At 51.1% G+C, this 12,416-nt stretch carries 10 protein-coding genes and 1 pseudogene; 9 read left to right on the forward strand and 2 right to left on the reverse strand.

The genetic code is table 11. From position 1 onward, the window contains the following. Positions 1-2 precede the first annotated feature (2 nt). From NI21_RS0104910 to guaA, 7 genes are all read left to right on the forward strand, one after another. Positions 3-986 (forward strand): aldo/keto reductase, encoded by a 984-nt coding sequence (locus NI21_RS0104910; RefSeq protein ID WP_033125135.1) that lies wholly within the window; start codon positions 3-5, stop codon positions 984-986. Positions 987-1,006: 20 nt separating this feature from the next. Then, positions 1,007-2,017 (forward strand): dihydroxyacetone kinase subunit DhaK, encoded by a 1,011-nt coding sequence (locus NI21_RS17000; protein ID WP_033125136.1) that lies wholly within the window; start codon positions 1,007-1,009, stop codon positions 2,015-2,017. A 17-nt stretch (positions 2,018-2,034) separates the two neighbouring features. Next, positions 2,035-2,670, forward strand: coding sequence for a dihydroxyacetone kinase subunit DhaL (dhaL, locus tag NI21_RS17005; RefSeq protein ID WP_033125137.1), 636 nt, complete (start codon positions 2,035-2,037; stop codon positions 2,668-2,670). A gap of 29 nt (positions 2,671-2,699) precedes the next feature. Next, positions 2,700-4,055 carry an MATE family efflux transporter gene (locus tag NI21_RS0104925; protein WP_033125138.1) on the forward strand — a complete coding sequence of 452 codons (1,356 nt, stop codon included), beginning with the start codon at positions 2,700-2,702 and terminating at the stop codon, positions 4,053-4,055. 179 nt (positions 4,056-4,234) lie between these two features. Continuing rightward, the gene (locus NI21_RS0104930; protein WP_033125139.1) at positions 4,235-6,643 is read left to right on the forward strand and encodes a glycoside hydrolase family 2 TIM barrel-domain containing protein; all 2,409 of its coding nucleotides are present in this window, start codon (positions 4,235-4,237) and stop codon (positions 6,641-6,643) included. A 15-nt stretch (positions 6,644-6,658) separates the two neighbouring features. Beyond that, complete coding sequence (locus NI21_RS0104935) at positions 6,659-8,023, forward strand: MATE family efflux transporter (protein WP_243425750.1); 1,365 nt, start codon at positions 6,659-6,661, stop codon at positions 8,021-8,023. A gap of 135 nt (positions 8,024-8,158) precedes the next feature. Next, the gene (gene guaA / locus NI21_RS0104940) at positions 8,159-9,703 is read left to right on the forward strand and encodes a glutamine-hydrolyzing GMP synthase (RefSeq protein ID WP_033125140.1); all 1,545 of its coding nucleotides are present in this window, start codon (positions 8,159-8,161) and stop codon (positions 9,701-9,703) included. A 202-nt stretch (positions 9,704-9,905) separates the two neighbouring features. Here guaA and NI21_RS0104945 read toward each other — a convergent pair whose 3' ends face one another. Then, positions 9,906-10,418, reverse strand: a complete 513-nt coding sequence (locus tag NI21_RS0104945) for a helix-turn-helix domain-containing protein (RefSeq protein WP_033125141.1) — start codon at positions 10,416-10,418, stop codon at positions 9,906-9,908. Between the two features lie 184 nt (positions 10,419-10,602). Here NI21_RS0104945 and NI21_RS0104950 point away from each other — a divergent pair, with 184 nt between their 5' ends. Continuing rightward, a complete protein-coding gene (locus tag NI21_RS0104950) occupies positions 10,603-10,818 on the forward strand; it encodes a hypothetical protein (protein WP_033125142.1) in 216 nt (71 codons plus the stop codon). Continuing rightward, positions 10,799-11,179, forward strand: a pseudogene (locus tag NI21_RS0104955) (Arm DNA-binding domain-containing protein); the annotation flags it as partial. The gene NI21_RS0104950 and the pseudogene NI21_RS0104955, both read left to right, overlap by 20 nt. Positions 11,180-11,653: 474 nt before the next feature. On the opposite strand, the gene NI21_RS0104965 reads toward NI21_RS0104955, so the two are convergent. After that, positions 11,654-12,280, reverse strand: a complete 627-nt coding sequence (locus NI21_RS0104965) for a TetR-like C-terminal domain-containing protein (protein WP_052083947.1) — start codon at positions 12,278-12,280, stop codon at positions 11,654-11,656. Positions 12,281-12,416: the final 136 nt, after the last annotated feature.

A 12,416-nucleotide genomic window follows, 5' to 3' on the forward strand; every position in this document is an offset into this window, starting at 1 on the left:
TTATGAAATATATGGAGATTGGACGATCCGGAATTAAAGCATCTGTCATTACGATGGGAGCTATGGGGATTGGCGGAGGAACATGGTGGAGAAATTCGGATGATGACGAGTCAGTCAGGACAATCCACAGGGCCTTGGAGCTCGGCATCAACACCATTGACACAGCACCGGTATATGGATTTGGACACAGTGAAGAAGTGATCGGAAAAGCAATAAAGGGAAGGCGTTCTGAGTATATCATTTCCACAAAGTGCGGCCTGTGGTGGGACGATGATGAGGGAAGCTTCCGGTTTGAGAAGGATGGACATCGGGTTACGCGAAACCTTACCTCCCATGCTATCAGGACTGAGATAGAAAGAAGTCTTAAAAGGCTGGGTACAGATTACATTGACATTTACTATACACATAACCCGGCATGCCCTCCGGTCATGACCCCGGTGGAAGAGACGGTAGGCACACTGATGGAGCTGAAAAAGGAGGGGAAGATCAGGGCAATAGGAGCCTCCAATATGACACCGGATGAGATCCGCGCGTATACCTCCTGTGGAGAGATTGACATCATACAGGGGCATTACAGTATGCTGGACCGCTCTGCAGAGAAGGAGATCATTCCGCTCTGCCGTGAACTGGGACTTTCCTTCCATGGATATATGCCTCTTGAAAGAGGTCTTTTGACAGGAAAAACGAAAGCAGATTACAAAGTGCAGCCAGGAGATGCAAGAGAAGACTCTCCGCTGTGGAAGCCGGATAAGTTTCCGGAGGTACTTGGCTTTGTGGACGGCCTGAAGGATATCTGCGAGAAATATCACTGTACGCAGCCCCAGCTTGCCGTGGCATTTCTGCTTGCCAGAGGTTCAGATATAAATGTGATCTGCGGCGCGCGCAGAGTATTTCAGATAGAAGACACAGCGCTGGCGGCAGATGTGGAGTTGGACGAGAGCGATGTGAAGGAGATCCTGGATCGGATGGAAAAAATTGGCCTGTAGGCTCATGCGGAGGTGCGGCAATGAAAAAAATTTTAAATGAAGATACAAGTCAAGTGGTAGAAGAAATGCTCTCCGGGTATTTGAAAGCATATGAGAGATACTATGAGAGGGTAGGGGAGTGCAATGCATATCTCGCAAAGGAGAGGAGAAAGGATAAAGTTGCGCTGATCATCGGCGGGGGAAGCGGACATGAACCTATGTTTGGAGGCTTTGTGGGGAGAGGACTTGCGGACGGAGTGGCCTGCGGAAATATTTTTGCGTCCCCAAATCCTCAGTTGATCACGGAGACCGCCAAAGCTGCTGAGCAGGGGAAAGGTGTTCTGTTTGTATACGGCTGCTACGCAGGAGACAATATGAATTTTGATATGGCCGAGGAGATGTGCGACTTTGAGGACATAAAGACAGCGCATGTGCGCGTGCGGGATGACTGTGTATCGGCGCCCAAGGAGCGGTGGAAGGACAGAAGGGGAATTGCCGGGATGGCTTACGTTATAAAAATCGCCGGCGCCGCGTGTGATGCCGGCCTGGAGCTGGATGAGGCAGTCAGGGTGACGGAAAAGGCCAGAGACAGCATTGCGACTATTGGTGTGGCTACAAGTCCGGGCACTATACCTGGAAACGATAAACCTGCCTTTGAGCTGGGAGAGGACGAGATTGAGTTCGGCATGGGGATCCATGGGGAGGCCGGCATTGAGAGGACAAAGATGCAGCCGGCAGACAAGCTTGTGGACCGGATGTACGCAGAATTGAAAAGCGAACTGAATTTGAGAGAAGGCGATGAAACGGCGGTTCTTGTAAACGGGCTTGGGTCCACGCCTCTTCTGGAGCTGGACGTAGTCTACAACGAACTTCGGAAGCATCTTGATATGGATGGAATAAAGGTTTTTGACTCTGAGATCAAGACGTGGTGTACCTGTCAGGAGATGGGAGGATTTTCCATCAGCATCCTGAGATTGGATGAGGAGCTGAAAAAGTATTACAGTGTTCCCTGCTTTTCGCCTTATTACGCCAGAGAAGCGCTGAAGTATTGATTGGAGGAACGAGAGAAATGAAGAGCATTGCGATAGAACAGACGAGAGAAATGCTCTGTGAAGTATGCAGGGCGGTTATCGGGCAGAAGCCTTATCTCACAGAGGTTGACAGCAAGATTGGTGACGGAGACCACGGAATCGGCATGGCGGGAGGTATGGAGAAGGCGGAAAAGGCTCTTACAGACAAAACAGACTTTGACAGTGTGAATGAAGTTTTCAAGACAATGGGGATGGCGATGCTGAATTCAATGGGCGGAGCCTCAGGAGTTATCTTTGGAACCATGTTCCTGGGAGGAATCAAAGGTAAAGAGAAGATGACCGAACTGACCTGTGAGAATTTTCCGCAGATTATGAGAGATGCACTGGAGGCTGTGAAAAAAAGAGGCCAGGCGCAGCGAGGAGATAAGACGATGGTGGATGCCTTTGAGCCTGCTGTGGAGGCTATGGAAGAAAACAGGAATAGTCTGGAGGAAATGCTGGAGAAGGCTGCCAACGCGGCAGAGCAGGGTATGGAGGACACAAAAAAATATGTTGCCAAATTCGGACGTGCCAAATCTCTCATGGAACGTTCTGTTGGGTATCAGGATGCCGGGGCTACATCCGTTGCTATTATTTTTAAGGCTATGAAAGACTATGTAGAAAAGGCGGACTGAAGTCTGCGTGCGGGAAAGCCGGGAAGAGTTTGAAAGGGAAGAAACTGTCAGAAAATATCTTGTTTGACAACTATATGCTGGCAGCTCTGATCATTCCCCTCGTCGCAGAGCAGATGCTGGCAGTGCTGGTGGGAATGGCAGACAGTATTATGGTGGCGGAGGTAGGAGAGGAAGCAGTATCGGGGGTATCCCTTGTGGATACGATTATGGTGCTTCTTAACAATGCGTTTTCAGCGCTGGCAGCAGGCGGGGCAGTTGTTGCGGGACAGCTTCTGGGACATGGGCGAAGAAATGAGGCCCAGAAGGCTGCGGACCAGCTGGTGCGGGTTGTCACGATCTGTGCAGTCATAACTACGACACTGATTTATATAGGCAGAAATTGGATTTTGTGTGAACTTTTTGGGCAGATTGATCGGGGAGTTATGAGACATGCGGAGACGTATCTTCTGATCGTGGCGGCCTCCATTCCCTTTGTTGCACTATACAATGGCGGAGCTGCAATATTCCGAATTATCGGAGCAGCCCAGGCTCCTATGTATGTATCTCTTATCATGAATGTTATAAATATCTCCGGAAATGCTATGTTCATTTATGGCTTTCACCGGGGAACAGAAGGTGTGGCAGTCCCTACTCTGTTTTCCAGGATCGTGGGGGCTCTCCTCATCGTGATTCTTCTGCAGAACAAAAAGAGAGAGCTGCATCTCAATATTTTCTCTAAGTGCGTGCCTGACAGAGTGATGATATGTAAGATATTGAGTATTGGAATCCCAAACGGGCTGGAAAACGGAATGTTCCAGCTGGGGAAAATTATAGTTCTCAGTCTGATATCCACATTTGGGACTTATGCAATTGCGGCAAATGCAGTTGCCAATATTATTGGATCCTTTCAGGTGCTGCCAGGGATGGCGATTACTCTGGCAGTAAATACTGTGATTGCCAGATGCGTGGGGGCGGGAGACTATATTCAGGTGAGATATTTCACGGGAAAGCTGATGAAAATTACATATATCTGCCTGTTTATCATAAACCTTCTTATTGTTTTGCTTCTACCATTTATTTTGGAGGCATATCATCTTTCGGACAGGACAGAACAAGTGGCATCGGTTATTGTTGTTTTTTATGCCTTCTTTACAGTAATGATTTGGCCGGCGGCATTCACGGTTCCTGCCGTTTTGCGGGCTGCAGGAGACGCCAGAGTCTGTCTTGCGATTTCTGTTGTATCTATGTGGATTTTCAGGATTATTTTCAGCTATATCCTGGCAAGAGCTACTGATTGGGGAATATATGGAGTATGGGTGGCAATGATTATTGACTGGATTGTGAGGAGTATCTGTTTTGCTTTGAGATATTTCAGCGGCAGATGGAAACAAAAAGCGGTTGTATAGGGAAAGGCAGGAAAAGCTGCCGGGGCATTATATGAAAGGCCCCGGCAGCCTTTTTTGCCTGAAGTCCTCTCGGCATGATGCGTATAGCAGGTTGTTTTGGCTTCTTGTAATATTCCTTTGTATAAGCTATCATATCTAATGAAGAAAATCGACAGTCAAACTCACAAAGGAGGGACAACATGCGCTATCAGATCAACCACAACTGGTACTTTACACAGCACTATACCGGAAGTCTGAACAGCATGCCGTCTGAGAGGCTGGAGGAGCTGGAGAGGGTTCAGCTTCCCCACACAGTGAAGATGCTTCCTCTGCGCTACTGCAACGAGAAGGATTATCAGATGGTAAGCGCTTACATAAAAGAACTGGACATTCCCAGAGACTGGGAGGGAAAATCCGTCGCGCTGACACTGGAGGGCGCTGCCCACCAGGCGGAGGTGTACTGCAACGGAAAATCCGCCGGCGTCCACGGGTGCGGATACACAGCCTTTGAGGTGGAGCTCTCGGGGCTTTTGCGGTACGGCCAGACAAACCGGATCGTGGTCAAGGTGGACAGCCGGGAAACTTTGGATATCCCGCCCTTTGGCTATGTGGTGGACTATCTGACCTACGGAGGCATTTACCGCCCGGTCTACCTGGAGGTGAAGGAGAAAATTCATTTTCGGGATGTCTTTGTCATGCCGGATGACAGAAAGCATCTGGAGGTAAAGCTGGAGGCGGAGGGAGCCCGGGGCTGCCAGATCCGGGCCCGTGTGCTGGGAGAGGACGGCGAGATCTTCGCCCGGCTGGAGGAGCAGGGCTTCCAGGATCATTTCCACATGCATGTGCCCCGGGCAGGGCTTTGGGATACGGAGCATCCCCGGCTCTACACGCTGCACCTGGAGCTCCTGAAATTCGGGAATGTCATGGATACAGAGGAAGTCCGCTTTGGCTTCCGGAGGATCGAGATGAAGCCGGACGGATGCTGGCTGAATGGGAACCGGGTGAAAATACGGGGACTGAACCGGCACCAGAGCTGGCCCTATATGGGCTATGCGGCGCCGGCCAGAGCGCAGAGACTGGATGCGGACATCCTGAAATATGAGCTGGGCTGCAATGCGGTGCGCACCAGCCATTATCCCCAGAGTCATGCTTTTATCGACCGGTGCGATGAGCTGGGGCTTCTGGTCTTCACGGAAATCCCCGGCTGGCAGCACATTGGCGGGGAAGAGTGGAAGGAGCAGGCTGTGAGAAATACGGAGGAAATGATCCGCCAGTACCGGAACCATCCCAGCATTTTCATGTGGGGCGTCCGGATCAATGAGAGCCAGGACGATGACGGACTCTACCAAAGAACCGTAGAGACGGCCCGCGGCCTGGATCCAACCAGGCCAACGGGCGGCGTGCGCTATCTGAAAAAGAGCCACTTGCTGGAGGACGTATACACCTACAATGACTTCAGCCACACAGGGGATAATCCGGGCTGTGATGCCAAGGCGGCAGTGACGCCGGATATGGAGAAGGCCTACTTTATCACAGAATACAATGGGCACATGTTCCCCACAAAGGCATTTGACGATGAGGAGCACAGGAAGGAGCACGCCATGCGCCACGTCCGGGTACTGGACAGCGCGGCCTCCCATGCGGATATCGGCGGCACCTTCGGGTGGTGTATGTTTGACTACAACACCCACAAGGATTTTGGCAGCGGGGACAAAATCTGCTATCATGGCGTCCTGGATATGTTCCGCAACCCCAAGCTGGCGGCCAGCGTCTACGCCTCCTGCCAGGAGGATCGGCCGGTGCTTACGGTCAGCAGCACCATGAGCATCGGGGACCACCCGGCGGGCCAGATCGGCGAGGTGGCGGTCTTTACCAACGGGGATAGGGTGCGTCTCTATAAAAATGATGCCCTGGCAGGAGAGTATTTTCCCACCAGGAAATATCCTCATCTTTCCCATTCGCCGGTGCTGATCGGGGGAGATTCGCCAGCAGAGCGGACTGCGCCCGGGGCTGATGCCAGCCAGGCAAAGACATCCGGGACAGGCGGAGGCCGAGCGGAGGCGGGACAGGCAGACGAGAGGCGGAGCGGAGGCCTGACAGGCTGGCTTCGCAGGCTGTATGAGGCTGTGCTCGGAAGGAAAGAGCAAACGGAAATGGCTGTGAACGGCGAGGCTTCATCGCAGGAGGAGACCGACGAATACATGGGCAGCTGGGGCGTGGAGACAGCTGTGTGGAGGTTCCAGGCCCTGCGGGGCGATCAGGTCATCCGGACAGTCACCATCTCGCCGGTGGAGAAGATCCATCTGACGGGCATCTGCGACACAGATGTGCTCACGGACGATGACACATGGGACATGGCCACCATCCGGCTGCGGGCTGTGGACCAGAACGGCAATCTGGCTCCCTACGCCCACGATGTGCTGCGGTTTGAGACGGAGGGATGCATTGAGCTGGAGGGCCCTGCTCTGGCAGCTCTTGAGGGAGGCATGTCAGGCTGCTATGTCCGCACCAGAGGGGAAGAGGGAACCGGAAGCCTGACGGTGTACCGGGGAGAAGAAAAAGAGCTGACCTTTGCGTTTGATGTAAAGGCTCACAGAGATAAGCTTTAGAAGGCTGGGGGAACGTTGAAGATAAGAACAGAAGAAACAGATAAGAAACAGTATATTTTTGATAACAGGGCATTGACGGCTCTTATCATTCCGCTGATCATTGAACAGATGCTGGCAGTCCTTGTGGGAATGGCGGACAGTATCATGGTGGCCAGTGTGGGGGAGGCGGCTGTGTCCGGGGTCTCTCTTGTGGACAATATCATGGTGCTGCTCATCAATGTGTTTGCCGCCCTGGGAACCGGCGGCGCCGTGGTGGCAGGCCAGTATCTGGGACAGCAGAGGAAGGAGAAGGCCTGCCAGGCGGCGGAGCAGCTTGTCTGGTTTATCACCGTGTGCGCCGTGGCCATCACCCTTCTCATCTACGCCTGTAAATACTGGATCCTGCACGGTGTTTTCGGCCAGATCGAGGCGGATGTCATGGAGCATGCGGACACCTACCTGATGATCGTGACCGCTTCCATCCCCTTTATCGCTCTCTACAACGGCGGGGCGGCCATTTTTCGTACCATGGGAAATTCCGAGATTTCCATGAGGGTTTCCATTGTTATGAATGTCATCAACATTTCCGGAAACGCCATTTTGATCTACGGCTTTCACAGGGGGACAGAGGGCGTGGCTATCCCCACGCTGGTGTCCAGGATGACGGCGGCCATTCTCATCATGATCCTGCTGGCGGACCGGCGGCGCGCCATCTATGTGAGACCCTCCCGCGGATACCGGCCCGACTGGGATATGATACGTAAAATATTGGGTATCGGCGTGCCAAACGGGTTGGAGAACAGCATGTTCCAGCTCGGGAAGATCATCGTGCTGAGCCTTGTCTCCACCTTTGGCACCTACGCCATCGCAGCCAACGCGGTGTCCAATGTGATCGCCTCCTTCCAGGTGCTGCCCGGCATGGCTATCGCTCTGGCGGTGACGACGGTGATCGCCAGGTGCGTGGGTGCCGGGGACTACGGGCAGGTGAAATACTACACGAAAAAGCTCCTGTGCATCACCTACGCCTGCATGGTGGTCACCAACGTGATCATTGTGCTGGCTCTGCCATTGATCCTGAAGGCCTACAATCTGTCCAGCCAGACAGCGGAGGTGACAGCGGACATTGTCATTTTCTATGCCGTGTGCTGCGTGCTGATCTGGCCGCTGGCCTTTACTATACCGGCCACCTTCCGGGCCTCCGGGGACGCCAGGATGTGCATGGTCATCTCCGTTGTGTCCATGTGGATCTTCCGCATTATTTTCAGCTATATACTGGGGAAATATATGGGTATGGGAGTGTTCGGCGTGTGGGTGGCTATGATCATCGACTGGGTGGTGCGGAGCATCTGCTTTATCGCCCGGTATTTCAGCGGGAAATGGAAGCACCAGGCTTTGACCTAGCCGACCAGACCGTCTGCCGGAGAAAAAACGGTTTGCGGCTGCCGGACAAAATGTCGGTTTTTGTTGCCAACAGAGCCCTGCTACTTTATAATAGAACTATTCCATTGAGGAAAAAAATACGAGGAGGAACAAGCGGTGAAAAGAGAATTAGTCATTGTACTGGATTTCGGCGGTCAGTACAACCAGCTCGTGGCGCGCCGCGTCCGCGAGAGCAATGTGTACTGTGAAATCTATTCTTACAGGACCGATATCGAGACCATCAAAAGTAAAAATCCCAAAGGGATCATTTTGACCGGCGGTCCCAACAGCTGCTATCTGGAAGACTCACCTACCTATTCCAGAGAGCTTTTTGAACTGGGCATCCCGGTTCTCGGACTTTGCTACGGCGCACAGCTTATGATGCATGTGCTGGGCGGAAAGGTAGAGCGCGCTGCTGTGCGCGAATATGGAAAGACGGAAGTGATGGTGGACCGCAGCTCCAAGTTGTTTGAAAATGTATCCGAGAATACAGTGTGCTGGATGAGCCATTTCGATTACATTTCCCAGGTGGCCCCGGGATTCCGTATCACGGCCCACACAGCTGACTGCCCTGTGGCGGCAGCGGAAAATGAAGAGCAGAAGCTGTATGCCATCCAGTTCCATCCGGAGGTGCTCCACACCCAGGAGGGGACAAAGATGCTCTACAATTTCGTTCGCGGCGTCTGTGGATGCTGCGGTGACTGGAGAATGGACTCCTTTGTGGAGAGCTCCATTGAGGCGATCCGCGAAAAAGTCGGGGACGGCAAGGTGCTCCTGGCTCTGTCAGGCGGCGTTGACTCCTCTGTGGCAGCAGGCCTTCTGTCAAGAGCCATCGGCAAACAGCTCACCTGCGTATTTGTAGACCACGGTCTTCTCCGCAAGAACGAGGGAGACGAGGTGGAGGCGGTCTTCGGACCGGAGGGGGACTTTGACCTGAACTTTATCCGGGTCAACGCCCAGGAGCGCTACTACAACAAGCTGGCAGGCGTGACCGAGCCGGAGCAGAAGCGCAAGATCATCGGCGAAGAGTTTATCCGTGTGTTCGAGGAGGAAGCAAAGAAGATCGGCGCAGTGGATTTCCTGGCCCAGGGCACCATCTACCCGGATGTGGTGGAGAGCGGCCTTGGCGGCGAGTCCGCAGTGATCAAATCCCACCACAACGTAGGCGGGCTCCCGGATTATGTAGATTTTAAGGAAATTATCGAGCCGCTCCGTGACCTGTTCAAGGACGAGGTCCGCAAGGCAGGCCTTGAGCTTGGCATTCCGGAGGAGCTTGTGTTCCGTCAGCCCTTCCCGGGCCCGGGACTTGGCATCCGCATCATCGGTGAAGTGACAGCTGAGAAGGTCCGCATCGTCCAGGATGCAGACGCCATCTACCGCGAGGAGATCGCAAAGGCCGGCCTGGATAAGGAGATCAACCAGTATTTCGCGGCCCTGACTAACATGCGCTCTGTCGGCGTCATGGGTGACGAGAGGACCTACGACTATGCTGTGGCCCTGCGTGCGGTGAAGACTATCGACTTCATGACAGCCGAGGCAGCTGAGATCCCATTTGAGGTGCTGCAGAAGGTGATGAGCAGGATCATCAATGAGGTCAAAGGGGTCAACAGAGTATTCTACGATTTGACGAGCAAGCCGCCGGGGACGATAGAGTTTGAGTAAGTAAAGAAATCTGAGAACCCGCATAAACAGGGCGTTTGCGACGCATTAGGGGTCTATTTGATAACAAAATGATAACACTGGATGAAAAGCATTTATTCACTTTTCGTCAGAGGTTATCAGGTAAATCCAACTGAAACCGATAGAAAAGGTCTTACTGAATTGAGTGAAATCAATTTGGCAAGACCTTTTTTGTTGGCTTTTTTTAATCTGTATTGTTTTCAGCTTTTCGCTTTTCACGCAGAGCGTCCAATTCCTGGCGGGTTTGTTCAGCCTCCATTTTAGGATAGGTATAACGCCACTGATCGTATTCTTCTTTGGTGATCTCGCCGGACTCCAGTTTTTCTGCCTGCTGATACCATGCGTTAAACATATCCCACATACTGTGGTAGGTCATTCCGGTGTCTTTGTCCAGTCGGAGGCAGAGTTCGCCGTCCAGTTTTCCGATTTTCAGACCACGGGTATCTTCCAGTGTAAAGAGAGTGTGCATAAGTCCAATATCCGTGTCAATATCGGGAACATTCAAAGCGTGAGGCGATACCTCAAAAATCTGTGCCAGTGCGTTTAAATATTTCTCTTTCGGGCTGCGTGCGCCTTTTTCATACTGGGCGATACGGACGTCTGCCTGAGAGTCGCTAAAACCCAGAAGTTTGCCCAGATATTTCTGTGTAAAGCCACGGAGCAGCCGGAAATAATGGATTCTTTCGCCAATAGCCATAACCATTCTCCTATCTGAAGTCTTTTGATAGATTGAGTATAACATAAAAGTATAGGTACAATCAAGAAAAACCAATACAAAAAAGTATAGAAATTTCTGTAAAACTACTTGACCAATACAGAAAAGTATAGTAATATGTGACTATACAAAAATGTATAGAATAAATAAGAAAGAGAGGTAGCTTATGGAGAAAATGTTTATGCGAGTGAGCGAAGTCATGGAGGCGCTGGATGTTTCCGAGTCTTATGCTTACAAATTGATCCGAAAACTCAACAAAGAACTGGAAAAGACAGGGTGTGTTACAATTCCCGGCAGGATTGACCGCAAGTTTTTTTATGAACAGTTTTACGGTACACAGTCATACGAGGGAGGAATTAGAAGTGCCGGTATACAAAACTGAGAAAAATGGAACTTGGTATGCAATGGTGCGCTATAAAGACTGGAAAGGGGAGCGTAAGCAGAAATGCCAGCGTGGGTTTGCTACTAAGCGGGAGGCGCAGGAGTGGGAACGGCAGTTTCAGTTGCAGAAACAGGCAAATATGGATATGACGTTAGAGAGTTTCTGCAAGTTGTATGAGGCAGATGTGCGTCCACGATTGAAAGAAAACACATGGCTTACTAAGGAAAGCATTATTCAAAGCAAAATTCTTCCTTATCTGGGGCAGAGAAAAATGTCTGAGATCACGGCAAAAGATGTGATCGACTGGCAGAATGAAATGCGTAACCAGAAAGGGAAAACAGGTAAGCCCGTATCTCCCACCTAAATGAAGCTGGGAGAATTGCCATGCTCAATGAGGGTTTCGGGAATGTGGAGTTGAGCGAGGCAGAAATGCAGACGCTAATCTGGCTTGTAAAACGGGCGGAAAATACTGTGGCGAATGTAGTCTCTGCGATCCGAAAGGCGATGACTTCGGATGCAAGCGGCGGGAACTGTAGCCCCGTCCGTAGGGCGGGAAAAGCCCCCGGCAGGGCGCAAAGGCAGCTTTTGACGGACGGAACGGCTGTCGAAAGTGCTTTTGCGTTACTTTCGACGAAAGTAACAAAGCTTATGCGCCGTATCCGGCGCTGATTACTACCCGACAAGGGAGAAAGGAGAGTTATTGAAGAGGACAATCAGCTTTATGACAGGGAAAAGGAGGAAAAAATCAAAGAACTGAAGGAAGAGTATCAGAAAGCTCTGGAAAAGCAATAAAAATCCCGGTCAGACACAGATCCTGAAGAAGTGTCTGCCGGATCTATTCCGGCAGAGGGCTTTTGGAACCTGACAGAGGAGTCTGTGAGGGCGTGTTATCAGGATACATATGACGGAGGGCGTTCATGATCAGCCGGAAGGTGAGCTGGGCCATATATTGAGGCGTTTCATCGGTATCGGATGTTAGCCAGGTTTTCACCAGACCGATGCAGCCGGAAAGACAGAAAGAATAGGAATATTTCAGGTCTTCAATAGTGTCCGGAAAAGTCCGGCGCAGTACGTTAAGACTGTGGGTGGAAATCAGATTTTCAATGCGATGGATAAACGCGATATCCCCGTTTGGCCCCAGCAAGGCGATGCAGATATCTTTGTTTTCTGCCAGGATATGAAAAATATCCTCAATAAAAGGAAAGCTGGATTCGTTAAAGGGACTGACCGGATGATTCTGAATGGTCTGGCGGATCTCTTCCAGCAGTTCTTCTTCAATGGTGGAAAGCATATTGAAAATATCCGTATAATGGAGATAGAAAGTAGAACGGTTGATATCCACTTCCTCTACCAGTTCTTTTACAGTAATTTCTTTAATACTTTTTTCCTGCATAAGTTTTGCAAGCCCGGCTCGAAGCTGGGCTTTTGTTTTGCGGATTCTCCGGTCAGTTTTTTCTTTCATAGATTTCTCCTTTCGAAAATATAAAAAAATTATAAACCATAGACACTAGATAGACATTTTGTCTATTAATAGACGCAACGAAGGATTATTGTCGGTTGTAAGGTATTTATAACCCTAGTATAATGCGGTATGTGTA

Source organism: Eubacterium sp. ER2, from assembly GCF_000765215.1.
GTDB lineage: Bacteria > Bacillota > Clostridia > Lachnospirales > Lachnospiraceae > Claveliimonas > Claveliimonas intestinigallinarum.